Source organism: Kitasatospora sp. NPDC001309, from assembly GCF_042896295.1.
Classification (GTDB): domain Bacteria; phylum Actinomycetota; class Actinomycetes; order Streptomycetales; family Streptomycetaceae; genus Kitasatospora.
This window is the reverse complement of sequence record NZ_JBIAXC010000004.1, coordinates 41,314-66,453: the sequence shown is the minus strand read 5'-3', so window position 1 is coordinate 66,453 and position 25,140 is coordinate 41,314. Positions and strand designations below refer to the sequence as shown.

General features: G+C 73.8%; 20 protein-coding genes. 10 read left to right on the top strand and 10 right to left on the bottom strand.

What is annotated here, in order from left to right; translation table 11 throughout:
• Positions 1-324 precede the first annotated feature (324 nt).
• The 3 genes from pucD to ACFY2K_RS05620 are packed head-to-tail and all read right to left on the bottom strand — an operon-like array spanning position 325 to position 4,060.
• A complete protein-coding gene (pucD, locus tag ACFY2K_RS05630; protein ID WP_380529132.1) occupies positions 325-2,691 on the bottom strand; it encodes a xanthine dehydrogenase subunit D in 2,367 nt (788 codons plus the stop codon).
• On the bottom strand, positions 2,688-3,176 hold the full coding sequence (locus tag ACFY2K_RS05625; protein WP_380404888.1) for a (2Fe-2S)-binding protein: 489 nt from the start codon (positions 3,174-3,176) through the stop codon (positions 2,688-2,690). Before ACFY2K_RS05625 ends, pucD begins: the two co-directional genes overlap by 4 nt.
• The gene (locus tag ACFY2K_RS05620) at positions 3,173-4,060 is read right to left on the bottom strand and encodes an FAD binding domain-containing protein (RefSeq protein WP_375891470.1); all 888 of its coding nucleotides are present in this window, start codon (positions 4,058-4,060) and stop codon (positions 3,173-3,175) included. The genes ACFY2K_RS05625 and ACFY2K_RS05620 overlap by 4 nt, the downstream gene beginning before the upstream one ends.
• 456 nt (positions 4,061-4,516) lie before the next feature.
• Here ACFY2K_RS05620 and ACFY2K_RS05615 point away from each other — a divergent pair, with 456 nt between their 5' ends.
• Positions 4,517-6,109 carry a PucR family transcriptional regulator gene (locus ACFY2K_RS05615; protein WP_380529129.1) on the top strand — a complete coding sequence of 531 codons (1,593 nt, stop codon included), beginning with the start codon at positions 4,517-4,519 and terminating at the stop codon, positions 6,107-6,109.
• A gap of 169 nt (positions 6,110-6,278) precedes the next feature.
• Here the strand turns inward: ACFY2K_RS05615 and ACFY2K_RS05610 are convergent, their stop codons facing one another.
• On the bottom strand, positions 6,279-7,361 hold the full coding sequence (locus ACFY2K_RS05610; RefSeq protein WP_380593753.1) for an alpha/beta hydrolase: 1,083 nt from the start codon (positions 7,359-7,361) through the stop codon (positions 6,279-6,281).
• Between the two features lie 361 nt (positions 7,362-7,722).
• On the opposite strand from ACFY2K_RS05610, the gene ACFY2K_RS05605 reads away from it, so the two are divergent.
• From ACFY2K_RS05605 to ACFY2K_RS05575, 7 genes are all read left to right on the top strand, one after another.
• A complete protein-coding gene (locus ACFY2K_RS05605) occupies positions 7,723-8,742 on the top strand; it encodes a substrate-binding domain-containing protein (RefSeq protein WP_387709760.1) in 1,020 nt (339 codons plus the stop codon).
• Complete coding sequence (locus ACFY2K_RS05600; RefSeq protein ID WP_375884897.1) at positions 8,739-9,779, top strand: ABC transporter permease; 1,041 nt, start codon at positions 8,739-8,741, stop codon at positions 9,777-9,779. The genes ACFY2K_RS05605 and ACFY2K_RS05600 overlap by 4 nt, the downstream gene beginning before the upstream one ends.
• Positions 9,776-10,654, top strand: coding sequence for an ATP-binding cassette domain-containing protein (locus ACFY2K_RS05595; protein WP_375884899.1), 879 nt, complete (start codon positions 9,776-9,778; stop codon positions 10,652-10,654). The genes ACFY2K_RS05600 and ACFY2K_RS05595 overlap by 4 nt, the downstream gene beginning before the upstream one ends.
• Positions 10,651-11,757: an ROK family glucokinase gene (locus tag ACFY2K_RS05590; protein WP_375884901.1), complete on the top strand. Its 1,107-nt coding sequence runs from the start codon at positions 10,651-10,653 to the stop codon at positions 11,755-11,757. The genes ACFY2K_RS05595 and ACFY2K_RS05590 overlap by 4 nt, the downstream gene beginning before the upstream one ends.
• A 136-nt stretch (positions 11,758-11,893) precedes the next feature.
• A complete protein-coding gene (ggt, locus tag ACFY2K_RS05585; RefSeq protein WP_375884904.1) occupies positions 11,894-13,681 on the top strand; it encodes a gamma-glutamyltransferase in 1,788 nt (595 codons plus the stop codon).
• Positions 13,682-13,802: 121 nt separating this feature from the next.
• Positions 13,803-14,606 carry an exodeoxyribonuclease III gene (locus tag ACFY2K_RS05580; protein WP_375884907.1) on the top strand — a complete coding sequence of 268 codons (804 nt, stop codon included), beginning with the start codon at positions 13,803-13,805 and terminating at the stop codon, positions 14,604-14,606.
• A gap of 184 nt (positions 14,607-14,790) precedes the next feature.
• Positions 14,791-15,378, top strand: coding sequence for a hypothetical protein (locus tag ACFY2K_RS05575; protein WP_380526893.1), 588 nt, complete (start codon positions 14,791-14,793; stop codon positions 15,376-15,378).
• A gap of 75 nt (positions 15,379-15,453) precedes the next feature.
• Here ACFY2K_RS05575 and ACFY2K_RS05570 read toward each other — a convergent pair whose 3' ends face one another.
• The gene (locus tag ACFY2K_RS05570; RefSeq protein ID WP_380526891.1) at positions 15,454-16,161 is read right to left on the bottom strand and encodes a lysoplasmalogenase; all 708 of its coding nucleotides are present in this window, start codon (positions 16,159-16,161) and stop codon (positions 15,454-15,456) included.
• Between the two features lie 234 nt (positions 16,162-16,395).
• On the opposite strand from ACFY2K_RS05570, the gene ACFY2K_RS05565 reads away from it, so the two are divergent.
• On the top strand, positions 16,396-18,096 hold the full coding sequence (locus ACFY2K_RS05565; protein ID WP_380593743.1) for a DUF2398 family protein: 1,701 nt from the start codon (positions 16,396-16,398) through the stop codon (positions 18,094-18,096).
• 45 nt (positions 18,097-18,141) lie between these two features.
• Here the strand turns inward: ACFY2K_RS05565 and ACFY2K_RS05560 are convergent, their stop codons facing one another.
• From ACFY2K_RS05560 to ACFY2K_RS05550, 3 genes are all read right to left on the bottom strand, one after another.
• Positions 18,142-19,515: an FAD-dependent oxidoreductase gene (locus ACFY2K_RS05560; protein ID WP_380593741.1), complete on the bottom strand. Its 1,374-nt coding sequence runs from the start codon at positions 19,513-19,515 to the stop codon at positions 18,142-18,144.
• An 89-nt stretch (positions 19,516-19,604) separates the two neighbouring features.
• Positions 19,605-19,784 (bottom strand): hypothetical protein, encoded by a 180-nt coding sequence (locus tag ACFY2K_RS05555; protein WP_375884919.1) that lies wholly within the window; start codon positions 19,782-19,784, stop codon positions 19,605-19,607.
• Between the two features lie 144 nt (positions 19,785-19,928).
• Complete coding sequence (locus ACFY2K_RS05550; RefSeq protein WP_380526885.1) at positions 19,929-21,581, bottom strand: BCCT family transporter; 1,653 nt, start codon at positions 21,579-21,581, stop codon at positions 19,929-19,931.
• 327 nt (positions 21,582-21,908) lie between these two features.
• Here ACFY2K_RS05550 and ACFY2K_RS05545 point away from each other — a divergent pair, with 327 nt between their 5' ends.
• On the top strand, positions 21,909-23,219 hold the full coding sequence (locus tag ACFY2K_RS05545) for a sulfite oxidase (RefSeq protein ID WP_380526883.1): 1,311 nt from the start codon (positions 21,909-21,911) through the stop codon (positions 23,217-23,219).
• An 83-nt stretch (positions 23,220-23,302) separates the two neighbouring features.
• Here the strand turns inward: ACFY2K_RS05545 and ACFY2K_RS05540 are convergent, their stop codons facing one another.
• Together ACFY2K_RS05540 and ACFY2K_RS05535 are read right to left on the bottom strand one after the other, a co-directional pair.
• Positions 23,303-23,953, bottom strand: coding sequence for a TetR/AcrR family transcriptional regulator (locus ACFY2K_RS05540; RefSeq protein WP_375884924.1), 651 nt, complete (start codon positions 23,951-23,953; stop codon positions 23,303-23,305).
• 176 nt (positions 23,954-24,129) lie between these two features.
• Positions 24,130-25,041, bottom strand: a complete 912-nt coding sequence (locus ACFY2K_RS05535; RefSeq protein WP_380593737.1) for an acyl-CoA thioesterase — start codon at positions 25,039-25,041, stop codon at positions 24,130-24,132.
• Between the last annotated feature and the right edge of the window lie 99 nt (positions 25,042-25,140).

Below are 25,140 nucleotides of genomic sequence, written 5' to 3'. Positions count from 1 at the left end.
GGGACGGTATCGACTCACTGGAGGCACTCGTCGGGGAGTGCCGGCGGTGCGGATGGGGTGGTGCGTGAGGGTGCTGCGTGGTGGTGCAGGTGCGGGTGGTGCGCACCACTGCGGAACCCCGGCGTGGGCAGGGCAGCGGATGTGGGGGTCCCGGGGCGGCGGGGAAGACGTGTCGCCGCCCCGGGAAGTACGGCCGTGGTAGGCCTCACCGGTCGAACCTCACCGGTCGAACCTCACCGGTCGAACCTCACCGGTCGAACCTCACCGGTCGAACCTCACCGGTCGAACCTCACCGGTCGAACCGAGCTGGTCGAACTCCCGCTGTCAGCCGGGCTGTTCGGTGGTCAGGTGTTCCGGCCGGACCGGGATCCGGTTGAGCGCGAGTCCGGTCGCGTTGCGGATCGCCGCCACGATCGAGGGGGTCGCCGACACGGTCGGCGCCTCGCCGACGCCGCGCAGCCCGTACGGGGCGTGCGGGTCGGGCAGTTCGAGGACGTCCACCGGGATCGGCGGGGTGTCCAGGATGGTGGGGATCAGGTAGTCGGTGAAGGAGGCGTTGCGCACCTTCCCGTCCCGGACGATGATCTCCTCCATCACGGCCAGGCCGAGGGCCTGGGTGCAGCCGCCCTGGATCTGGCCGACCACGGAGAGCGGGTTGAGCGCCTTGCCGACGTCCTGGACGGCGGTCAGCTCGACCACCTTGACCAGGCCGAGTTCGACGTCCACGTCCACCACGGCGCGGTTGGCGCAGAAGGTGTACTGGACGTGGCCGAAGCCCTGGCCGGTCTCCTTGTCGAAGGCCTGGGTCGGCCGGTGGTGGTGCTCGCGGGTGAGGTCGATGGCCTCGTCGCCGAGCAGGTCCACCATGGGCACCAGCACGCCGGCGCTCTCCGAGACGACCTTGCCGCCGGTCAGCGTGATGTCCTTGTGGGTCCAGCCGTAGCGGCGCCGGCCCTTCTCGATCAGCTCCCGCCGGACGGCCTCGGCGGCGATCTTCACGGCGCCGCCGGTCATGTACGTCTGGCGCGAGGCGGAGGTCGAACCGGCCGATCCCACTTCGGTGTTGGCCGGGTGGATGGTGACCTGCTCGACGCCCAGCTCGGTGCGGGCGATCTGGGCGTGCACGGTCACGCCGCCCTGGCCGACCTCCGCCATCGCGGTGTGCACCATGGCGACCGGCTCGCCGCCGATCACCTCCAGGCGCACCCGGGCGGTGGAGTAGTCGTCGAAGCCCTCGGAGAAGCCGACGTTCTTGATGCCGACCGAGTAGCCGACCCCGCGCACGATGCCCTCGCCGTGCGAGGTGTTGGAGAGTGCTCCGGGCAGCGAGCGCACGTCGAGGTGCTCGGTGTCCAGCGGCGGCGGCAGCGGCATCTCCTTGGCCCGCCGCAGCAGTTCGGCCACCGGGGCGGGGGAGTCGATCTGCTGGCCGGTGGGCATGAAGTCGCCCTCCGACATGGCGTTCAGCTGCCGCAACTCGACCGGGTCCATACCGAGTTCGACGGCCAGCTTGTCCATCTGGGTCTCGTAGCCGAAGGCCGCCTGGACGGCCCCGAAGCCGCGCATCGCCCCGCAGGACGGGTTGTTGCTGTAGAGCGCGATGGCGTGCATCTTCACGTTCGGGATCACGTACGGGCCGTGTCCGAGCGAGGCCGCGTTGCCGACGACGGCGGGGGAGGCGGAGGCGTAGGCGCCGCCGTCCAGCACGATCCGGCAGTCGGCGAAGACCAGCTTGCCGTCGCGGGTGGCGCCGTGCTCGTAGTGCATCCGCGCCGGGTGGCGGTGGACGTGGCCGTAGAAGGACTCGTCCCGGGAGTACACGATCTTGACCGGCTTGCCGGTGTGCAGGGCCAGCAGGCAGGCGTGGATCTGCATCGAGATGTCCTCGCGGCCGCCGAAGGCGCCGCCGACGCCGGCCAGGGTGAGCCGGACCTTCTCCTCGGGCAGGTCCAGCACCGGGGCCATCTGCTCGCGGTCCACGTGCAGCCACTGGGTGGCGATGTAGAGGTCGATGCCGCCGTCCTCGGCGGGCACGGCCAGGCCGGACTCGGGGCCGAGGAAGGCCTGGTCCTGCATGCCGACCTCGTAGTCGCCGCTGACGATGACGTCCGCCAGCGCCCGCACCTCGTCGGTCACGCCGAGGCCGGAGACCAGCCGCTGCTCGTGGCAGATGTTGCCGTACGCGTGGGACTTGTACTCGTGCGGCTCGTGCACGTACCCGTGGGTCTGCGGGTCCAGGCACTGCTCCTCGGTGACGATCGGGGTGAGCACCTCGTACTCGACCTTGATCTTCTTCACCGCGCGCCGGGCGGTCTCCGGGTGGTCGGCGGCGACCAGGGCGATCGCCTCGCCGTGGTAGCGGATCTTGTCGATGGCCAGGGCCGGCTGGTCCTGGATCTCCAGGCCGTAGTACTTGGCGCCGGGGATGTCCTCGTGGGTGAGCACCGCGTGGACGCCGGGCACCTTGAGCGCCTCGGAGATGTCCACCGAGAGGATGTTGGCCCGGGGGTGCGGCGAGCGCAGCGCCATGCCCCAGAGCATGTCCTCGTGCCACATGTCCGAGGAGTAGGCGAACTCGCCCTTGACCTTCAGGTTGCCGTCCGGGCGCAGCGGCGAGCCGCCGATGCCGTCCTTCGAGGCCTGGTTGATGTTCTGCAGGTTCTTCTGGCCCTGGATGGTCCGCGTGGTCATGCCGAAGCCCCCTTGCCCGAGCACTTGCGGGCGGAGGCGAGCCGCACCGCGTCCATGATCTTCTCGTAGCCGGTGCAGCGGCACAGGTTGCCGGACAGCGCCTCGCGGATGTCGTTGTCGCTCGGCTGGGCGTCCTGCTCCAGCAGGGCGTCGGTCTGCACCAGCAGCCCCGGGGTGCAGAAGCCGCACTGGACGGCCCCGGCGTCGACGAACGCCTGCTGGACGAGGCCCAGCTCGCCGTTCTCCTCGGCCAGGCCCTCGACCGTGCGCACCTCGCGGTCCTGCACCTGGCCGGCGGCGACCAGGCAGGAGCAGACCGGCACGCCGTCCAGGTAGACGGTGCAGGAGCCGCACTCGCCCTGCTCGCAGGCGTTCTTCGAGCCGGGCAGGCCGACGCGCTCGCGCAGCACGTAGAGCAGGCTCTCGCCCTCCCACACGTCGTCGGCCTCGACCGGCTTGCCGTTGGCGGTGAACGTGACCTTCATGCCGCGCTCCTGATCTGCTTGCTGTAGTCGTTCCAACACCAGGTGAGGGTGCGGCGGGCCATCACGGCCAGCGCGTGCCGCCGGTAGTCGGCGGTGCCGCGGACGTCGTCGATGGGGGAGGCGGCGGCCTTGACCAGCTCGCCGAAGCGCTGGATCACCTCGGTGCCCAGCAGCTCCCCGGACTCCCAGAGCCCGCGCTCGGCGAGCACGTCCCGCAGGTACTCCTCGGCCTCGACGGCGCGGCGCGGCGTGGGGGCAGCCGAACCGATACCGGTGCCGACGGTGCCGTTCTTCGGGTGAAGGGCGAAGCCGAAGGCGCAGACCGCGATCACCATCGCGTTGCGGGTGCCGATCTTCGAGAACTGCTGGGGGCCGTCCGCGACCGGGATGTGCACGGCCCGGATCAGCTCGTCGGCCTCCAGGCTGTTGCGCTTCACGCCGACGTAGAACTCGTCGATCGGGATCAGCCGGGTGCCGCGCACCGAGGCCGCCTCGACGAAGACGTCCCGCCCGGCCGCCAGCAGCGCCGGGTGCGCGTCACCGGCCGGGGAGGCGCCGCCGAGGTTGCCGCCGACGCCGCCGCGGTTGCGGATCTGCGGCGAGCCGACGGTGTGGGCCGCGAGGGCGAGCCCGGGCAGCGGCCCGGACAGCTCCGAGATGATCCGGGCGTACGGGACGGAGGCGCCGAGTCGGACGACGCTGCCGTCGTTCGTCCATTCGGTGAGCTCGGTGACGCGGTTCAGGTCGAGAATCGCGGATGGCCGGTGCACGTCGAAGTTCAGCTCGACCATGACGTCCGTGCCGCCCGCGATGGGCAGCGCGGTCGGGTACTCAGCCTTCGCCGCGAGAGCCTCGTCCCAGGTGGCGGGCCGAAGGAACTCCATGCGGGTTTCTCCTCAGGTCTTCGCCGACCGGGTGTCCGGCGGCGTGTCGCCCAGTGAACTCCTGTGACGCGGCCCACTGGCAGTCACCGATGGCATGAAGCCCCGGCTGTGAGCCCGCCCGGCATCCTGTACGTTCCTCTAAGCAGGAGAATCCGCAGCCCAGGTGTTCGCCGAGTGCTACCTACGACCGTAATCCGGCCGTGATTCGCGGGCTACGGGCCCGTGACCCGGCGGCCCGCTGGTACGTAACGCCGAGCACGGATGTTCGGGCACACTGTCACCCCCGGACGGCGTACCCGGCAGCCCCCACCCCCCGTCCAGGCCCCCGATCCCCGCTTCCACCCCCGCCTCCACCACCGCCTCCACCACCGCTTCCACCCCCGTTCCCACCCTGCTCCGACCCCCGCTTCCACCCCGCCCTGCCACCCTGTTCCTGCCCCCGATAGGAGTCCGCGGATGCGTGTCCGTGACCTGCTCGCCCCCGGCGCCCCCCGACTGCGCCTGCTCGCGGCGGAGGAGGAGCTGGACCGGCAGGTCAGCGGCGTGATGACCACGGACCTGCACGACCCCGGCCGCTACCTGCACGGCGGCGAGCTGGTGCTCACCGGGATGCTCTGGCGCGGCGGCCCCGCCGACTCCGAGCGCTTCGTGCGGACCATCGCGGCCGGCGGCGCGGTCGCCCTGGCGGCCGGCGAGGCCGAGGTCGGCCCGGTGCCCGAGGACCTGGTCGAGGCCTGTCGCCGGCACCGGATGCCGCTGCTGGCCGTGCCCGACGACATCGCCTTCGGCACCGTCACCGAGTTCATCGGCCGTCAGGTCTCCGCCGACCGCGCGGCCGACCTCGCCGCCCTGGTCGACCGGCACCGGCTGCTGGTCTCGGCGGCCGGCGGCGGCGGACTGGACGCCGTGCTGGACCTGCTCGGCGGCGACCTCGACCTGGACTGCTGGGTGCTCACCCCGACCGGCGCGGTGATCGCCGGCCCGGCCGACCGGCTCACCGCCGAGGACCGCGACCAGCTGGTCCGCGCCCACCTCGCCGCCCAGCGCCAGCGCCGCCGCCCCCCGCACCGGGCCCGACTGGCCGGCGGCGCCTACTCGCTGCTGCCCGCCGCGGCCTCCGCCGAGCACGAGGCGCCGCTCGTCGACTGGGTGCTCGCGGTGGCCGGCGACGTCACCGAGTGGACCACCAAGCGCCAGCAGCTCGCCGAGAACCTGGCCCGGCTGGTCGCCGCCGAGCGCCACCGCCGGGACGAGGGCCGCCGGCTGCGCCGCCGGCTGGCCGACGAACTGCTCGCCCTGCTGCGCCGCGACGCCGACCCGGCCGAGATCAGCCGCACCCTGTACGCCTCCTCGGCGATGGCCGCCCGCTACGAGAGCCACGAGCCCAAGTCCCCCGTCCAGGAGGCCTCCTGGCTGGTGCTCAGCGCCGAGGGCACCGGCCTGCCCGAGGGCACCGTGCGGGCCGTGCTGGAGGAGGCGCTCGGCGGCACCAGCGACCGCGCCCTGGTCGCCGGGGCGGGCAACGGCGCCGTGGTGGTGCTGCCCGCGCTGGACTCCCCGGTGCCCGCCGACACCCTGCGCGAGCTGCTCGCCCCGCTGGAGGCCGGGCTGGGCTCGGAGGGCCGGATCACCCTCGGCGTCTCCGCCCCCGCCTCCGAGGCCGGCGGCCTGCGCGGTGCCCTGGAGGAGGCCCGGCACGCCCGCCGGATCGCCGCCGCCCGGGTCGGCCGGGTCTGCGTCGCGGGCCCCGAGGAGCTGGCCTCGCACGTGCTGCTGCTGGCCGCCGTCCCGGACGAGGTCCGCCGGGCCTTCCGCAGCCGGCTGCTGGACAAGGTGATCGCGTACGACATCGAGCACCAGGCGGACCTGGTCCGCACCCTGGAGGCCTTCCTGCGCTCGGACGGCTCCTGGACCCGCTGCGCCGGGCAGCTGCACGTCCACGTGAACACCCTGCGCTACCGGATCGGCCGGATCGAGGAGCTGACCGGGCGGGACCTCTCCCGCCTGGAGGACCGGGTGGACTTCTACCTGGCCCTGGAACTGGCCTGACCGTTTCCTGACAGTTCCGCCCGATGAGCGCCGGTCCCAGGAACGGCCGCTTCCTGGGAGGTCGCTGGACGGCGCCTGAGCCGGTCGGGAGCCGTCAGGAGAACGGCCGGGGGCCCGTCGCGAACACGCGCGACGGGCCCCCGGCCGTTCTTCCGGCGGTGCCGGTCGGTCACTGCACCGGGATGACCCCGGTCAGCCACTCGAAGGCGCTCGGGACCATCCGCTTCCACATGTCGGTGGTGTGCGGGCCGGTGCTCTCCTCGACCTGGACCTTGGTCGGCTCCTTGGCCGCGGCGGCGATCGCCTGGCCGTCCTCGTAGCCGTCGCCCTTGGCGCCGCTGACCAGCAGGGCGACCTTCGGCGGCTGCTGGGCGGACTTGAGGATGTTGACCGGGTTGTTCTCGGTGCGCAGCTTCGGGTCCTTGCCGACCAGCGAGTCGCCCTCGGTGGCCGGGTCGTTGTAGCCGGACATCGCGATGGCGGCGCGGTAGCGGTTGGGGTGGGCGAGTGCGAGCTTGGCCGCGCAGTGGGCGCCGGCCGAGTAGCCGGCGATCGCCCAGCGGTCCGAGGACGGGTCGGCGCGGAAGTTGTCCATCACCATCTGCGGGACGTCGCGGGTGATCCAGGCGTCCGCGTTGATCTTGCCGGGGATGTCGGTGCAGCCGGCGTCCTGGTGGCTGCCCAGCAGCAGGGTGCGCGGCGAGACCAGGATGAAGGGCGCGACCTTGCCCTGCTGCATCAGCGGCTTGAGCTGCTCGGAGACCTTGAGGGTGCCGTACCAGGTGGAGGAGGAGCCCGGGTAGCCGGGGATCAGCTCGACGACCGGGAACTTCTTGTCCTTGAACGCCGGGTCGTTGTACTGCGGCGGCAGCCAGACCAGCACCTCGCCGTCGACCCCGGAGACCTGGCCCTTGAGCTCGGTCTTCTGGACGTCGCCGGGTACCGCCGGGTCGTTCACGCCGCCGAACTTCTGCAGCACCTTCGGCGGCTGCTTGGCGGCGTCGCCGGAGCCGTCCTTGCCGTTGCCGGCCGGGTCCACCGGCGCCACCGAGGGCACCGCGCGGACGTGGTCACCGGTGCCGAGCAGGTCGTCCCAGTTGCCGTAGATCAGGTTCGCGTTGTTGACCATCACGAAGACCATCAGCACGGCGGTGACCTGGCAGAACATGATCATGACGATCCGGGACAGGGTGCGCACCGGCTGGGGGCCGCGCACCTTCCCCCAGAAGAGCAGCGCCACTGTGATGGACACCGGCACCAGGATGACGGTGAGGATGAGGAATGGCGTACCTGTCAGTTCCATCGCGTTCTCGTATCCGGGTCGCTCGCCGCCCGGGCCCCACTCGCCCGGACGCACGTCAATGGCATCAGACGGCAACCAGCGGATGATCGGTTGCTGTCCGAATCTGTGCGGAACCTGAGAGGAACATCACGTTTCAGAGTTGTTCCCGCTTCGGGTCGGCGCCTAGTCTGTCACCCGGACGGCGGTGCTCCGGACCAGATGTTCAGCGAACTTCCAGGAAGGTCCCCCGGGGCACCTTACCTGGCGCGCCGTTCGCACCGCCGGGCGAGGCGGTGCGATCCCGCGCGGCCGGGCCAGAGAGACTATGGGGATGAGCACAACCCGCTTTCGCCCGTCCCGCCGCTTCTGGCCCGTGTGCGCCGTCCTGGCCCTCGCGGTCACCGCGGCCGGTTGCAGCAGTACCGGAGGCAGACGCGCCGAGGAGGCCCGCGCCAAGGCCGCGGCCGCCGGTGGCAGCGCCGTCACCACCCCGCGCTGGAAGGTCGCCATGGTGACCCACGCCGGCGCCGGCGACGCCTTCTGGGACAGCGTGCGCAAGGGCGCCGAGCAGGCCGCCGCCAAGGACAACATCACCTTCCTGTACTCCAACGACGCGCAGACCCAGAACCAGGTCCAGCTCGTCCAGGCCGCCATCGACCAGAAGGTCGACGGCCTGCTGGTCACCCTCGCCAAGGGCGACGCGATGGCCGGCGTCCTCGGCAAGGCCAAGGCGGCCGGCATCCCGGTCATCACGATCAACTCCGGTCAGGAGTTCTCCGCGAAGTTCGGCGCGCTCACCCACATCGGCCAGGACGAGTCCTCGGCCGGCCAGGCGGCCGGCACCGAGCTGGCCTCGCGCGGCCGCAAGAACGTGCTGTGCGTGATCCACGAGCAGGGCAACGTCGGCCAGGAGCAGCGCTGCTCCGGGGCCCAGTCCAAGGCCGGCGGCGGCTTCCAGGTGCTGTACGTCAACGGCGTCGACATGCCCGACGCCCGGGCGTCGGTCTCCGCCAAGCTCCAGGCCGACCCTTCCATCGACACCGTGCTCACCCTGTCCGGCCCGATGGCCGCCACCGGACTGCAGGCCGTCCAGGACGCCCACCGCGGCGTGGAGCTGGACACCTTCGACCTGGGACCGCAGGTGGTCGCGGGGCTCAAGTCCGGCAGCGTCGGCTTCGCCGTCGACCAGCAGCCCTACCTCCAGGGCTACGAGGGCGTCGACCTGCTCTGGCTGTACCGGTCCAACCTGGACATGCTCGGCGGCGGCAAGCCCGTCGCGACCGGCCCGCAGATCCTGACCAAGGACGACGCCGACGCGCTCGCCGAGTACGTCGCGAGGGGGACCAGGTGAGCGGTTCCACCACCCCGGACCTGCTCGTCCAGGACCGTCCGGCCGCCCTGCGGCGCCTCCTCGCCCGCCCGGAGCTGGGCTCGCTGATCGCGGCCGTCGCGGTGTTCACGGTCTTCGCCGCCGTCGCCGAACCGTTCCTGCGGGTCTCCTCGCTGGGCACCGTGCTCTACGCGGCCTCCACCATCGGGATCATGGCCGTGCCGGTCTCGCTGCTGATGATCGGCGGCGAGTTCGACCTGTCGGCCGGCGTGCTGGTCACCACCGCCGCGCTGACCTCCTCGATGGTGTCCTACCAGTTCACCGCCGTCACCTGGGTCGGCGTGCTGGTCTCGCTGGCCACCACGCTGGCGATCGGCGGGTTCAACGGCTGGATGCTCGGCCGCACCAGGCTGCCCAGCTTCATCGTCACCCTCGGCACCTTCCTGATGCTGACCGGCGCCAACCTGGGCGTCACCAAGGCGATCTCCGGGACGGTCTCCACCAAGTCGATCGCCGACATGCAGGGCTTCGAGAGCTGCCGGTGGCTGTTCGCCTCCGAGGTGAACATCGGCGGACTGACGGTCAAGGCCACCGTCTGGTGGTGGCTCGGCCTGCTGGTGGTCGGCAGCTGGGTGCTGCTGCGCACCCGCTTCGGCAACTGGATCTTCGCCGTCGGCGGCGACGCGGCGGCCGCCCGCGCGGTCGGCGTGCCGGTCGCCCGGACCAAGACGCTGCTCTACCTGGGCGTCGGCTTCGGCGCCTGGGTGCTCGGGCAGCACCTGCTGTTCTCCTTCGACACCGTGCAGTCCGGCGAGGGCGTCGGCAACGAGCTGATCTACATCGTCGCGGCGGTGATCGGCGGCTGCCTGATCACCGGCGGCTACGGCTCGGTGGCCGGCTCCGCGCTCGGCGCGCTGATCTTCGGCATGGCCAGCAAGGGGATCATCTACGCCCAGTGGAACCCGGACTGGTTCAAGTTCTTCCTCGGCGCGATGCTGCTGCTGGCCGCGCTGCTCAACGCCTACGTCAAGCGCCGGGCGGAACGGGGTCCGCGATGAACGACCAGCTCGGCTCCGGCACGGAGCGCCCGGTGGCCACCGAACCGGCGGGCACCGAACTGCTCGCGCTGGAGGGCGTCGGCAAGACCTACGGGACGGTCCGCGCGCTGCAGGACGTCTCGCTGACCCTGCGGGCCGGCGAGATCAGCTGCGTGCTCGGCGACAACGGGGCCGGCAAGTCCACCCTGATCAAGATCATCGCGGGGCTGCACCGGCACGACGAGGGCCGCTACACCGTCGGCGGCGAGGAGGTCCGGCTGGACTCCCCGCGCCAGGCGCTGGACCGCGGCATCGCCACCGTCTACCAGGACCTCGCCGTCGTCCCGCTGATGCCGGTGTGGCGCAACTTCTTCCTCGGCTCCGAGCGGGGCACCCGCCGCTGGGGCGGCCTGCGGCTGGACGCCGAGGGCATGCGCGCCACCACCCGCGAGGCGCTCGCCCGGATGGGCATCGACCTGCACGACGTCGACCGGCCGATCGGCACCCTGTCCGGCGGCCAGCGCCAGTGCGTGGCGATCGCCCGGGCCGTGCACTTCGGCGCCAAGGTGCTCATCCTGGACGAGCCGACCGCCGCGCTCGGCGTCAAGCAGTCCGGGGTGGTCCTCAAGTACGTCACCGCGGCCCGCGACGCCGGGCTCGGGGTCGTCCTGATCACCCACAACCCGCACCACGCCTACCTGGTGGGCGATCACTTCACCCTGCTGAAACGGGGGCGGACGGCCGGCAGCCACCCGCGCGCCGAGATCGGCCTCGAACAGCTCACCACCGAGATGGCCGGCGGCTCCGACCTCGCCGAACTCTCGCACGAGCTGGCCCGGCCGTCGGCCCCCGGTCCCACCGAACCCGACTCTCGTGAGGAGCGTCCGCAGCCGTGACCAGCCCCCATGGCAGCACTCGGCCGGCCGTCCTGCCCACCCTGCTCGGCCTCGGCCCGCGCGCCGAGCGCCGCCGCCGCGCCCTGCCCGCGGGCATACTGCGGCTGCCCACCATCGGCGTCGACATCGGCGGCACCAAGGTGGTCGCCGGGGTCGTCGACGGCGAGGGGAAGGTGCTGGAGAAGCTGCGCACCGACACCCCGCACAAGAGCAAGAGCGCCAAGGTCGTCGAGGACGTGATCGTCGAGCTGGTGCTCCAGCTCTCCGACCGGCACGACGTCCACGCGGTCGGCATCGGCGCGGCCGGCTGGGTCGACGCCGAGCGCTCCCGGGTGCTCTTCGCCCCGCACCTCAACTGGCGCAACGAGCCGCTCCAGCAGGCGCTCAGCGAGCGGCTGCGGTTCCCGGTGATCGTGGAGAACGACGCCAACGCGGCCGCCTGGGCCGAGTGGCGCTTCGGCGCCGGGCGCGGCGAGGACCACATGGTGATGCTCACCCTGGGCACCGGCATCGGCGGCGCGGTCGTCCGGGACGGCTACGTCGACCGCGGGAAGTACGGCCTGGCGGGCGAGTTCGGGCACATGCAGGTGGTGCCCGGCGGCCACCGCTGCCCGTGCGGCAACCGCGGCTGCTGGGAGCAGTACTCCTCCGGCAACGCCCTGGTGCGGGACGCCCGGGAACTGGTCGCGGAGGAGTCCCCGGTGGTGCAGCAGCTGCTCGCCCGGGCCGGCGGCACCGTCGAGGGCATCACCGGACCGCTGGTCACCGAGGCCGCCCGGGAGGGCGACCCGACCGCCGTCGAGCTGCTCTACGAGGTCGGCACCTGGCTCGGGGTCGGCATCGCCAACCTGGCGGCCGGCCTCGACCCGGGGCGCTTCGTCATCGGCGGCGGCGTCTCCGAGGCCGGCGACCTGCTGCTCGGCCCGGCCCGGGACACCTTCCGCCGCACCCTCACCGGCCGCGGCTTCCGGCCCGAGGCCAGCATCGTGCACGCGGCCCTCGGCAACGAGGCCGGGCTGGTCGGCGCCGCCGACCTGGCGCGGCAGGTCGCACGGCGGTTCCGCACCATCAAGCGGCGCCGGGTGGAGCGCAGCGCGCCGTAGCGGGGCCAGGGGCGGCGGGGAGCAGGGCGTCCCCTCCGTCCCTCCTGTCAACTACCCGTTGGTAGCCGTGCGGTGTGGTTGTCGGATTCATGTCTCCTGTGGAACAACTGACGTGACGTCGACTCAGGAGGACCGGATGAGGGCCCTGACCCGCCTAGCGCCATCACTGCTGATCGCCACCGCACTGGTCTGGGCCACCACCGGCCCCGCCGGCGCCGCGGCGCCACCGCCCAAGGCGCCCGAGGCGGTGGGCTGGGGCGGGGCGGTGGCCTCGGTGGACGCCGACGCCACCGCCGCCGGCATCGAGGTGCTGCGCAAGGGCGGGAACGCGGTGGACGCGGCCGTCGCCGCCGCGGCCGCGCTCGGCGTGACCGAGCCCTACTCCTCCGGGATCGGCGGCGGCGGGTACTTCGTCTACTACGACCACGCCACCGGCACGGTGCACACCGTCGACGGCCGCGAGACGGCCGGCCGCACCGCCGACACCGGACTGTTCCTGGAGGGCGGCAAGCCGCTCGCCTTCGCCGACGCCGTCACCAGCGGACTGTCCGTCGGCGTCCCCGGCACCCCGGCCACCTGGGACTCCGCACTGCGCCAGTGGGGCACCCGCTCGCTCGCGCAGAACCTCGAACCCGCCGAGCGGATCGCCGAGAACGGCTTCGTCGTCGACGACACCTTCCGCGGCCAGACCTCCGACAACTACAGCCGCTTCAAGGACTTCCCGGCCACCGCCAAGATCTTCCTGCCGAACGGCAAGCTCCCCGAGGTCGGTTCCGTCCTGCGCAACCCCGACCTCGCCGCGACCTACAGGCTGCTCGCCAAGGACGGCGTGAAGGCCTTCTACCAGGGCGCGTTGGCACAGGACATCGCCGACACCGTGCAGCACCCGCCGGTCGACCCGGCCTCCGGCCGCAACGCCCGCCCCGGGAAGGTCGACGCCGCCGACCTGGCCGCCTACCAGGCCCGCCGCCAGGCGCCCACCCACGTCGCCTACCGCGACTACGACGTCTACTCGATGGCCCCGTCCAGCTCCGGCGGCACCACCGTCGGCGAGGCGCTGCACATCCTGGAGGACGGCGACCTCTCCGGCTCCAGCAGCACGCAGTACTACCACCACTTCCTGGAGGCCTCGCGGATCGCCTTCGCCGACCGCAACCGCTGGGTCGGCGACCCGGCCTTCGGCGACGTCCCGACCCGGCAGCTGCTCTCCGAGCGCTACGCCGCCTCCCGGGCCTGCCTGATCAGCCCGGACCACGCGCTCACCAGCCCGCTCGCCCCCGGCGACCCGTACCACCCGGCCGACTGCGCGGACACCGGGCAGGCCCTCCCCGAGCCGTACGAGGGCCCCAACACCACCCACCTGACGGTGGCGGACCGCTGGGGCAACATCGTCTCCTACACCCTCACCATCGAGCAGACCGGCGGCAGCGGCATCACCGTCCCCGGCCGGGGCTTCCTGCTCAACAACGAGCTGACCGACTTCGACTTCGTCCCGCTCGCCGCCGGCGTCCCCGACCCCAACCTGCCCGGACCGGGCAAGCGGCCGCGGTCCTCGATGTCCCCGACCATCGTGCTGCGCGACGGCGAGCCGCTGCTCGCCACCGGCAGCCCGGGCGGCGCGACCATCATCACCACCACCCTCCAGGTGCTGCTCGGCCGCCTCGACCGGGGCCTGAGCCTGGAGCAGGCGATCGCCGCGCCGCGCGCCAGCCAGCGCAACAGCGCCGTCACCCAGGCCGAGCCCGGCTTCCTGGCGCTGCCGGAGCGGTCCGCGCTGGAGGCCCTCGGGCACCGGTTCGCCGACGGCGGCGAGATCGGCGCCGCCACCGGCGTGGAGCGGCTGCCGGACGGCCGCTGGGTGGCCGCCGCCGAGCCGGTGCGACGCGGCGGCGGCTCGGCCGCGGTGGTCCGCCCCGCGGGCTGACCGCCCGGCCGCGGCGCCGGTCGGGCCGGGTTGTCGGTGCCGGGCGGTATGTTCGGGGTGGGTCTCCCCGTGGGGCCCACCCCCGTCCGTACCGACCGAACCACCGGGAAGGCCGCCCGCCGTGACCGTCCGCATCGCCACCTGGAACATCAACTCCGTCACCGCCCGGCTGCCCAAGCTCCTGGAGTGGCTGGAGAGCGCCAAGCCCGACGTGCTCTGCCTCCAGGAGCTCAAGTGCGCGGCCGACGCCTTCCCGTACGAGCCGGTCCGCGAGCTCGGCTACGAGACGGCCGCGCACGGCAACGGCCGGTGGAACGGCGTGGCGATCGTCTCCCGGATCGGCCTGGAGGACGTCGTGCGCGACCTGCCCGGCCAGCCCGGCTACCTGGCCGACGGCGCCCTGCTGCCCGACGTCGAGCCGCGCGCCGTCGCCGCCACCTGCGGCCCGGTCCGGGTCTGGTCGGTCTACGTGCCCAACGGCCGCGAGGTCGACCACCTGCACTACCACTACAAGCTGGAGTGGCTGGAGGCGCTGCGCAAGGCCTCCGCCGAGGACGCGGCCGGCCCCCGCCCCTTCGCCGTCCTGGGGGACTTCAACATTGCCCCCACCGACGCGGACGTCTACGACGTCGCCGCCTTCGAGGGCCTCACCCACGTCACCCCGGTCGAGCGCGCCGCGCTGGCGGCGCTGGGCGAGATCGGCCTGCACGACGTGGTGCCGCGCCCCCTCAAGTACGACCACCCCTACACCTACTGGGACTACCGCCAGCTGGCGTTCCCGAAGAACCGCGGCATGCGGATCGACCTCACCTACGCCAACAAGCCCTTCGCGGACGCCGTCACCGACAGCTACGTGGACCGCGAGGCCCGCAAGGGCAAGGGCACCTCGGACCACGCCCCGGTCGTGGTGGACCTGGACCTCTGAGCCCCCGGGGCCGCGGTGACGCCGTGTGACGATCACACGAGGTGACGGGCCGTCGCCCGAACGGTCCTGAGCGGTGGCCGGGCCCACCGGGCCTGCCTACCGTCGGTGAAAGACCGGGTGCAGTTGACACACCACGTGGACATGGGAGTCCCCGGCTGCGCCCGAGAATCCCGGAGGTTCCGGCATGCGCCCCACGCGTACGGCCGCCGCCGCCCTGATCGGCGCGACGGTGCTGACCGGTCTGACGGCCCCCCTCGCAGCAGCCAGGGACGGCGCGGCCTCGGTCAGCCCGTCCCAGGCCGCACCGGGCCAGACCGTGACGGTCACGGTCTCCTGCGAGAAGTCGGACAAGCCCGACGCCAAGACCATCACCGCCCACTCCGCCGCCTTCGAGGGCGGCCCCGCGACCCTCACCCTGGGCTCCGACGGCAGGCACACCGGCTCCGCCCGGCTCGCCTCCGAGCGCAACGGGGACAGCAAGGTCGACGGCACCTGCCCGGACGGCGGCGCCTTCTCCACCACCGTCAAGGTCACCACGGTGACCGCCACCGCCCCCGACAAGGGCCTCGGCGACTGGGGCAAGGCGGCGGGGGAGTGGGCCGGCTCGCTGGGCCAGTCCGGCGCCGGCAGCCAGCAGGTCGCCCCGCACGGCGCGGTGAAGACCGGGCTCGGCGGCTCGGTCGCGGCGGACCCGGCGGAGCTGGCCGGAGGGCTGGCCCTGGTCGCGGGCGGCATCGGCGGCTTCTGGCTGCTCCGCAGGCGCAGTGCCTGACGGCCCCGCCCCCCGCGTACGCCCACGCCGCGCCGCCGAGCCCTGACCTGATCGGACCGGCGGCGTGGCGGCGCGTCAGAGGGCCGCCCGGTCCTGCCCCTCCTCGTGCTGGAGGAGGCCGCTGGCCAGCAGGTACTGGGCCAGCACGTACGTCGCCATGATCCAGAACTGATGCCCCGGCAGCTCGCGCCACTTCGCCAGCTGGGTCGCGATCAGGGTGTCGGAGAGCAGGAACAGCGCCCCGCCCAGCCCGGTCCGCCAGCCCAGGCCGGCTGAGGTGACCGCCGTCGAGGTGAGCAGCAGGCTGTAGCCGGCCACCGGGACCTTGAGCTCCCCGAGGTCCGGCCAGAGCCGCCCGATCATGCCCGCCCAGGCCGCCGCGTACGCGGCCGCGACCACCAGGGCGCGCCGCCGGTCGGTGAGCGCCCCGCGCTGGACGAACATCGCGACGTAGCAGACGTGCGCGGCCGCGAACGAGCCCATCCCGGCCAGGAACGCGGTGTCGTCCTTCAACTGCAGCAGTACGTCCCCGCCCGCGCTCGCCAGCAGTGCCGGGGTCAGCAGCTTCGGCAGCTCGCGCTCGGTCCGGGCCGCCGTCGCCACGCTGTGCGCGGCCAGCAGCGGCATCAGGGCCGGCTTGGTGGCGTTGCGCAGCACCGGGGCCCCGGAGAGGATCGAGCCCAGGTGCACCGCCGAGGTGGCCGCGAAGCCGCCGAGCAGGCCGGTGGCCGAACGCAGGCGCCCGCCGAGGCCGGTGGCGCGGGTGGTCGTACGGATGCTCATGCGGCGTCTGCCTCCGAGGTCGCCCGGGGTGGGGGGTCCACCGACCCTAAGGGAGTCGGCGGGGTGGGGGAAGACCAGGTTACCGGTGCGTAACCCGGGTGGGGGAAGGGGAGTGACGGCCCGGCCGGGAGAGCGGAGCACCGGCGACCGCTTCGAGGGCTCTTGCGGAGACTTCCTCAGGAGCACGGTTGCTGCCACCGGGTGAGCCGGTCACCGTCTACGCTGGACCCCGACATGGAGCAGCAGGAGTACGCGGTCGGCGCCACCCGGGTGGCCGCCGGCAGGCCGGACGGACGCAGGGGCGGGGCAGGCCGGGGAACCGCCGCCGCCGTCCTCGCCGTACGCGGACCCGAAGCCGCCGGGCCCGCCGATCCGGCCGGTGCCGCGGGTGAGCACGGTGCTGACGGTCCGCAGGAGCCCGACGGGGCGCTCTCGCCCGACCCGGGACTGCTCCGGCTCGCCCACTGGTTCGCCGCCGCCGCCCCCGGCGCCGCCGACGACCTGTGCACCGCCTCCTTCGGCCTCTACCCCGCCCGGCACCTGGGCGCCACCGCCGAGCCCGGCGACCCCGCCGTCAGCTGGTGGCACGGCCCGACCGCCCACACGGCCGCCGTCCCGCGCGCCCGTGAGGCCCGCGAGGGGCGCGCCGACGGCGGCCTGCGCCGCGCCCGGCGCGACGCCGCCGCCCTGCCCGTCGTCCGGTCGGGCGCCAAGTCCGGCCGGCCCGGCCGCCACCGCAGGCCGGAGCGCACCCGGGCCCTGCCGGAGCTGCCCGGCGACGCCCCGGAACCGGCGGGCGAGGAACTCCCCGACGCCGAACGCCGCATCGCCGCACGGCTGTTGCTCGCCCACCCGCTGGTCACCGCCTCCGGCCCGCACGCCGACGGCTTCCCGCTGATCCGCCGTCACCGCGACTGGCTCGTCGAACGCTTCGACACCTTGCTCGGCTACCGCCTGGTCGTCGGCCCCTGGCACGCCCGGCTCTGCAAGGCCGGCCTCGGCCCCGGCGCCGCCCGCCGCCTCGAACACCCGGCCACCGGTGCCCCGTTCACCCCGGCCGGCTACGCCCAGCTCGCCCTCGCCCTGGCCCTGCTCGTCGATGCCCCCGAACAACTCCCGTACGGGCGGCTGCTCGACGCGATGCGGTCCGCCGCCCCCGACCTCGCGGCCCAGGCGGCCGACCCGGACGCCCCCGCGATGGCGCTCGCCGCGCTGGCCGACTGGCAGGTGCTCGGCGACCTGCCGGCCGACCCGGCCGACACCGCCTTCGTGCTGACCGTCGACCGCGAACTCGCCCGCGCCGTCCCGGCCGGACCGCCCGCCCTCGCCGCCGACGCCGCCGACCTGATCCGCCGTGCCGCCGAGGCCGAACCCGCTACCGCCGTGCGGCGCCTCCTCGCCGAGACGCCCGCCGTCCTCGCCGCCGACCTCCCCGAGGACCGGCGCGCCTGGCTGCACGAGCACCGGCTCAGCGGCCCGGCCGCGCTCGCGGACTTCCTCGGGCTGGAGGCCGAACTGCGGGCCGAGGGCGTCGCCCTGCTCGACCCGGCCGCCGAACTCACCGACCTCGCCCTCCCCGGCACCGGCACCCTCTCCCAGGCCGCCCTGCTGCTGGTCGAAGGCCTGGTGGAGGAGGTCCGGCCGCTGCCCGGCGAGGCCACCGAGGGCGACGTACCGATCGCCGACGCGCTGATAGACGGCCTCCTCGGCGACATCGCCGACGACCACGACCTCCCGGCCCGCTACCTCGCCGACCGCACCGCCCTGCGCCGCGACGCCCTCGACCTCCTGCACCGGCTCGGCCTGATCACCCCCACGCCCCGCACCACCTGGCTGCTGCGCCCCCCGGCCGCCCGCTACGCCCCGGCCCCGGACCTCCACCCCACCCCCGGCACCGGCCGCCACTCCCGCCCCGCCGCCCCGTCGGGGAGTTGAGCCCCGGGCCCCGGCGACTGCCGGGCCGGGGCGGGCCGTGGGCGGTCAGGCCGGGATGAGGGCTTCCCATTCGCTGCGGGTGGGGCCGTCGTGCCGGGGGGTGAAGTCGGGGCGGGCGGCCAGCCAGGCGGTGACGTGGCGGTCGACCTCCTCGCTGCCGAAGGCCTCCTCGGGCGTACGGACCAGGTGGCGGACGTGGGCGCGGGCGCGCATGACGACCGGGTCGTCGAAGGCGCAGGCGGCGAGGGCGGCGGTGCGGCGCTCGGGGAGGGCCGAACCGTCCAGCAGGCGCTGCTCGTTGGTGCGGTCGCCGGCCACCTGGGCGTCGAACCAGGGGCGCAGGGTCCGGGCGGTCCAGTCGTGGTAGCCGGCGGGGTCGGCGGCGACCTGGTCGGCGTGGCCGGCGAGGTACTGGCCGGCGAGCAGGCCGAGGGCGACGCCGTGGCCGAGGGTGGGGTTGGTGTGGACGAGGCTGTCCCCGGCGTTGACCAGGCCGGTGACGACGGGGCCGGCGTCGTCGGTGAGGGAGGTCCAGCGGTTGTCCAGGCCGGCCATCGCCAGGACGGCCGAGCGGGGTTCGGGGTCGAGGTCGAGCCAGGCGGCGCAGGCGGGGAAGCGGCGCAGGACGGCCTCGAACACGGCGGGGTCCAGGAGTGCGCCGCGGGTCGGGTCGCCGGTCGAGAGCACCATGCTCAGCGCGAAGGTGTCGTTGTCGGAGGGGAAGACCCCGGCGGCGGCGAACCCCGCGACCGAGCCGGTCCGCACCCGCCCCGGGTCGCGCGGGCCGTCGGCCCGCAGGCGGTACCAGCGGCACAGGTAGGTGATGCCGGTGCGGTGGCTGTCGACGACGGGCGGGCGGCAGCCGGCGGCCGTCAGCCAGCCGGGGACGGCGGAGCGGCGGCCGGCGGCGTCGACGACCAGGTCGGCCGGGTGGGTCCCGTCGTCGACCCGCAGGCCGGTGACCCGGGGCGGGTTTCCGTCCTGGAGGGTGAGGGCGCTCACCCGGCGGCCGCGCCGTACCTCGACGGAGGGCTCCCGGCGGACGGCGGCGGTGAGGGCGGCCTCCAGCACGATGCGGCGGGTGCGCAGGGTCACCAGGTCCTCGTCGCCGTCCCGGTGCGGCGGGTGCTGGTCGAACCAGTCGAAGTCGTGGTACTCCCGGGCGCCGCGGGCCAGCAGGTCGGCGTGGACGTCGGGGGCCTCGGCGCGCAGCACCGTGCGGACCGGGGCGAGGAAGGAGTGGGGCTGGTCGGCCTGGGGGACCCGGGGCCGCTTCCAGTGGTAGAAGTCCTGGTCCAGGTCCGTGTCGGCCTGTCGGGCCTCCTGCTCGAACAGGGTGACGGCATGGCCCCGCCGTCCGAGCATGAGGGCCGTTCCCAGCCCGCTGATCCCGCCACCGATGATTGCAACCCGCGCCACTGCATCCCCTTCGCGTCGTGTTGCAGAGCGATCATAGGGCTTGCTGATCTTCGGATTGACATGACCCCCCAGGCGCGGGGCGGGGCCGGCTACCTGCTCGCGGTGGCGGCGGCGATCGGGCCGTGCTGGACGGTCTCCACGGTGGCACCGACCCCGAGGGTGCCGAGGGCGATGGAGGCGAGGACGGCGGTGCAGGCGAGGAGACGGCGGTGGCGCTGGGGGAGCGGGAAGCGCGGTTCCTGGTAGGGCGCCTGAGGGCTGGCGTTCATGACAGGGAGGCTCCCAGGGCGGTGTGAACGGTCGGTACGCGCGGGTGAAGTCCGGGCGGGGATCGGGCGTCACTTGGCCGCATACGCCCCACCCGGTCGCCGGGTGGGGCGTATGCGCTGGTCAGTGCCGGTGTGTCGGGGGCCTCAGCGCCGTCGGCCGCGCTCGGCGAGGGCCTCGCCCACCGCGACCCGGACGGCGTCCCGCAGGCCGTGGGCGGGGTGGAAGCGGGAGGGGCCGGCCGCCGGGTCCTCGCGGAGCTCCTTCACCAGGGAGAGGCAGAGCAGCAGCATCACCACGACGAAGGGCAGCGCGACCAGGATGGTGGCGTTCTGCAGCGCGGTGAGCCCGCCGGCCAGCAGCAGGGCGGCCGCGACCCCGCCCATCAGCACGCCCCAGACCACCACCAGCGGGGTGCGCGGGTGCAGCGAGCCGCGGCTGGAGAGCGAGCCGAGCACCAGGGAGGCGGAGTCGGCGCTGGTGATGAAGAAGGTCATCACCAGCAGGACCGCGACCACGCTGGTGACCGAGCCGAGCGGCAGCGAGCGCAGCATTTCGAACAGCGAGGCCTCCGCGCCGCGCGGGATGGTCGCGACCAGGTCGGCGGTGCCGGTGCCGACGAGCCGGATCGCGGTGCCGCCCATGACGCAGAACCAGATCACGGTGGCTCCGCTGGGCACCAGCAGCACGCCGAGCAGGAACTGCCGGATGGTGCGGCCGCGCGAGATCCGGGCGATGAAGGTGCCGACGAAGGGCGCCCAGGAGAGCCACCAGGCCCAGTAGAAGATCGTCCAGGAGCCGAGCCAGCTCTCGTCGGTGAAGGCGCCGGTCTGGGTGGACATCCCGAGCAGGTCGGAGAGGTACCCGCCGACGGTGGACGGGATCGAGTCGAGGACGAACACCGACGGCCCGAACACGAAGACGAAGAGCATGATCAGCGAGGCCAGCACGACGTTCGCGGTGGAGAGCCACTTGACGCCCTTGTGGACGCCGGAGAACGCGGAGAGCACGAAGGCGGCGGTCAGCGAGCCGATGATGACGAGCTGGGCGTTCTGGGTGTTGCGCACGGAGGTGATGTAGCCGAGGCCGTCGGCGACCTGGAGCGCGCCGAGCCCGAGGCTGGTCGCGGAGCCGAAGACGGTGGCGAAGACGGCGAGCAGGTCGATCGCCCTGCCCTGCCAGCCGTCCGCGCCGCGCTGCCCGATCAGCGGGACGAAGGCGGCGGAGATCCGGTTGCCCCGGCCCTTGCGGAAGGTGGTGTAGGCGAGGGCGAGGCCGCCGACCGCGTAGATCGCCCAGGGGTGGAGGGTCCAGTGGAAGAGCGAGAACTCCAGCGCCTGCTGGGCGGCGGCCGCGCTCTGCGGTTCGAGGCCGGAGCCGGGCTGCGGGGCGGCGAACAGTTGCAGGGGCTCGCCGACGCCGTAGAACATCAGGCCGATGCCCATGCCCGCGCTGAACATCATGGCGACCCAGGCGAGGGTGGAGAACTCCGGTTCGTCGTCGTCGCGGCCGAGCCGGATCCGGCCGAAGCGGCTGAAGGCGAGCAGCACGGTGAGGACCAGGAAGACGTCGGCGGCCACCACGAACAGCCAGCCGAAGTTGTGCAGGACCCAGCGGAGCGCCGTGCTGGAGGTGCGGCCGAGCGAGTCCTCGGCGAACACGCCCCAGGCGACCACCGCGAGCACCAGGACGGCGCTGATCCCGAAGACCGCCCGGTCGGTGGGGAGGGTGGCGGCGGGTTCGCCGGGTTCGTCGGGCTCCTGCACAAGCGGGGAGGGCTGCGGCGGCTGGCTGCTCATGCGGGAGGACCTCTCGACATACGGGGAACACGGGGGATTCAAGATGTATGTCGCACTATGTCCAGTTGGCGGCGTGCGCGGCGGGAGGGCGCGCCGGGCAGGCGGAGGGTGGGGACCTTCGTCCCGTCAGGCCGCCCGCCCCCGCCCGGCGGGTGCGCGGTCGCGGGGCCGGGGTCGGGGTCGGAGGAGAGCGCTTCGGCGGCTGCCCGCGTCGGCCCCCGGCCCGGTGGAGGTGGGGGCGGTTCGGCCCTTGGCCAACTCCTCGACGGATGCGCGGGGTTGGGGCAGGGCTTCGGCCATCGGCCGCTGCCCGGAGGGGAGTTCTAGGTGGCGGGCGCCGGGGGCGTACTCGGCCGGGCCCGGGCGGGAACCGCCGCCCGCCGACCCGGTCACGGAAAGCGCCGGAGCGCCTACGCTGGGAGAGCGGGAGCGCCATCCGGACAGTGCCGTCCGGATGCCGTCGTGCCCCGCCGTCGAGGAGGTGCCAGGCCCGTGCCCGGAAGCATGGACCCGTCGGGAAGCATCGAGCTGCCCGGAATCGTCAAACCGCTGCCCGCCCGGTGGTTCGTCCGGCGCGACACCAATGCCGAGATGCGCTGGGACGCGCTGCGCGAGGCCGACGGCGGGGCCGCCGTCGGCCGTCACGTCCCGGTGGAACGGTTCTTCGTCCGCAACCACACCAGCACCCCGCTGATCGACCCGGCCACCTGGCGGCTACGGCTGTTCGGCAGCGGCCTGCACGGCGCTCCGGGGCCGGAACGGGCGGTCGAGTTCGGCCTGGCCGACCTGCGGGCGCTGCCCGCCACCCGGACCGAGGCGCTGATCGAGTGCGCGGGCAACGGCCGCGGCTACTTCCACCGCCAGCAGGGCCAGCGCGTCCCCGGCACCCCGTGGACGCTGGGCAGCGTCGGCTCGGCGGCCTGGCGGGGCGTGCGGCTCGCCGAGGTGCTGCGGGCCGCCGGGCTGACCGACCGCGCGGTGGACGTGCTGCCCGCCGGCCTGGACCCGGACTACGTCGTCGACGGCACCAACCACGGCCCGGTGCGCCGGCCGCTGCCGATCGCCAAGGCGCTGGACGACGCGCTGCTCGCCTACGAGATGAACGGGGCCCCGCTGATCCCCGACCACGGCGCGCCGGTGCGACTGGTGGTGCCCGGCTGGGTCGGTATCGCCTCGATCAAGTGGGTCGGCAGCATCGAGGTGGCCGACCACCCGCTCCGGTCGCCCTGGAACACCGTCTTCTACCGGATGTACGGCCCGGGCTGGCCGCCCGACGGCGTCGCGCTCACCACCCAGGTGGTCAAGTCCGCCTTCGAACTGGCCGAGGGCGCCCGACTGGAGGCCGGGCGCGAGCACCGCCTGTACGGGCGGTCCTGGTCCGGCACGGCCCCGGTGCGGCTGGTCGAGGTGAGCACCGACGGCGGCCGCAGCTGGCGGCCCGCCGAACTGGACGGGGAGCCGCCCGCCGGGGACTGGGCGCGCTGGAGCGTCGGCTGGCGCCCCGAGCGGCCCGGCCGGTACGAGCTGCGCGCCCGCGCGACCGACCGCGGCGGCGCCACCCAGCCCGAACGGGCGGCCCTCAACCGCGAGGGCTACCTGTTCGGCGCGGTGGTGGCGCACCCGGTGACGGTGGTCTGAGCGGCCGTCGGGACGCCTGGGCCGGGGCGCCCGGGTTCGGGGCCGTCCGGGTTCGGGGCCGTTCGGGTTCGGGGCGCGCGGGCTCAGCCGGTGGACTGGACCTCGTACGGGGCCGGGTAGGGGGTCTCGTACGGGGTCAGCACCAGGCGCACCACGTCCTCCAGCCGCCGTCTGGCGTCCCCGAGGGTGGTGCGGCCGGTCACCCAGGCCGTCAGTTCCCCCTGCCAGGCGTGCGCCACGATGTGGCGCACCAGGTCGCTGGCCGCCGCCGGCACCTCGGCCGTCACCACCTGGAGCGCGGTGCTGTCGGCCCGGGCCATGCCTTGCAGGGCCTCGCTGGCGAAGGGATCGGTGGAGGCGGCGACGGCGACCCGCAACCGGGCCAGCTCGGGCTGGCGCTGGTAGGCCCGCATCCCGCCCCGGACGAACCGGACCGCCCGGTCGGTGGCCCCCAGCCCGGCGCGCGGTCCGCGCAGCTCGGCCACCAGGTCCGCCAGCAGCAGCCGGTGCCACTCGGCGATCGCCGCCGCCAGGAGGTGGTCCTTGGAGGAGAAGTAGCGGTACGCCGTCCCCAGGGCGACTCCGGACCGCTCGCAGACCTGCTTCATCTGCAGCCGCTCGACGCCGATCTCGTTCACCAGGGCGAGCGCGGCCGCGATCAGGCTTTCGCGGCGTTCGAGCTGACGCGGAGACATCGCCTCCACCGGCCGTGGTGACAGGTCAACCTTGGTCACCCGCACCATGATACGGGCCGGGGCCGCTCAGGAGTATGACGCCGACCGGCCCCCTTCCGTTCGCCCGCCGTCCACCGGGCTTCGTCCGGGCTTCGTCCGGTCGGCGGGCGGGGGTGTCCGGAGGCCTTCCGGGTGCCTCCCGCGCGGCTCCCGGCGGCCTCCGGGAGCCGCCCGGTTCACGGCATCCGGCGGATCAGCGCCTCCTGGGTGGCGGAGGCCACCAGCCGGCCGTCCCGGTCGTAGAACTCGCCGAGCGACAGGCCGCGGCCGTCCGAGGCGGAGGGGCTGCGCTGGGCGAAGAGCAGCCACTCGTCGGCCCGGAAGGGGCGGTGGAACCACATCGCGTGGTCCAGCGAGGTCATCAGCAGTCGGGGCGGCTCGATGCGCTGGAAGAAGTTCGCCTGCTCGTGCAGCCCGGCGGTGGAGGCCAGGGTGAGGTCGGACAGGTAGGTGAGCGCGCAGGTGTGCAGCAGCGGGTCGGTGTCCGGCAGGCGGGTGGCGATGCGCAGCCAGACGAACTGCTGGGGCATGCCGGGGACGGCCGGCGGCAGGCCCGGGGCGTCCGGCGGCACGAAGCGCAGTTCGAGGTCGCGGAAGCCGTCGGAGGCCTTGATCGCGGTGCGCAGCTCCTCGTCCCAGTGCGAGAAGGCGTCCGGCAGGGTCTCCGGGTCGGGCAGCGGGGGCACCTCGCGCTGGCGGTCGCCAGCGGCCGGCTCGGGGAGCTTGAAGGAGGCGGTGAGGTTGAAGATCTCCTTCCGGTCCTGCACCGCCCGGACCCGGCGGGTGGTGTAGGTGAAGCCCTCGCGCAGCCGGTCGACCTGGTACTCGATCGGCCGGGTCGGGTCGCCGGGCAGCAGGAAGTAGCCGTGCAGGGAGTGCACCGCGCGCTTCGGAGCGCAGGTGCGTCCGGCGGCGGCGAGGGCCTGGGCGGCGACGTGGCCGCCGAAGGCGCGCATCGGGGCGCCGGCGTGGCAGTGGCCCCGGAACGTGTTCTCGTTCAGCTGCTCGATTTCCAGCAGGGCGGCGAACGGGGTGGCCGGGGCGGGCGCCTGCTCGGTCGGTCTCTGCTGTTCTGTCAGGTCGGTCACCGGCCCATAGTGGCAGAAGCCAACCGTGCGGTGGTGTGACCTGGGTAACGCGGACCCCGGGTAGAACGTGTTTCACTATGCCGACCGGGCGGGGGGATG

Excerpts from the sequence above, each read along its gene's own strand:
- ggt (WP_375884904.1), top strand. The coding sequence starts at position 11,894 with ATGAGGGCCCTGACCCGCCTAGCGCCATCACTGCTGATCGCCACCGCA.
- ACFY2K_RS05575 (WP_380526893.1), top strand. The coding sequence starts at position 14,791 with ATGCGCCCCACGCGTACGGCCGCCGCCGCCCTGATCGGCGCGACGGTG.
- ACFY2K_RS05625 (WP_380404888.1), bottom strand. The coding sequence starts at position 3,176 with ATGAAGGTCACGTTCACCGCCAACGGCAAGCCGGTCGAGGCCGACGAC.
- ACFY2K_RS05620 (WP_375891470.1), bottom strand. The coding sequence starts at position 4,060 with ATGGAGTTCCTTCGGCCCGCCACCTGGGACGAGGCTCTCGCGGCGAAG.
- ACFY2K_RS05550 (WP_380526885.1), bottom strand. The coding sequence starts at position 21,581 with ATGAGCAGCCAGCCGCCGCAGCCCTCCCCGCTTGTGCAGGAGCCCGAC.
- ACFY2K_RS05595 (WP_375884899.1), top strand. The coding sequence starts at position 9,776 with ATGAACGACCAGCTCGGCTCCGGCACGGAGCGCCCGGTGGCCACCGAA.
- ACFY2K_RS05605 (WP_387709760.1), top strand. The coding sequence starts at position 7,723 with ATGAGCACAACCCGCTTTCGCCCGTCCCGCCGCTTCTGGCCCGTGTGC.
- ACFY2K_RS05555 (WP_375884919.1), bottom strand. The coding sequence starts at position 19,784 with ATGAACGCCAGCCCTCAGGCGCCCTACCAGGAACCGCGCTTCCCGCTC.
- ACFY2K_RS05570 (WP_380526891.1), bottom strand. The coding sequence starts at position 16,161 with ATGAGCATCCGTACGACCACCCGCGCCACCGGCCTCGGCGGGCGCCTG.
- pucD (WP_380529132.1), bottom strand. The coding sequence starts at position 2,691 with ATGACCACGCGGACCATCCAGGGCCAGAAGAACCTGCAGAACATCAAC.
- ACFY2K_RS05615 (WP_380529129.1), top strand. The coding sequence starts at position 4,517 with ATGCGTGTCCGTGACCTGCTCGCCCCCGGCGCCCCCCGACTGCGCCTG.
- ACFY2K_RS05565 (WP_380593743.1), top strand. The coding sequence starts at position 16,396 with ATGGAGCAGCAGGAGTACGCGGTCGGCGCCACCCGGGTGGCCGCCGGC.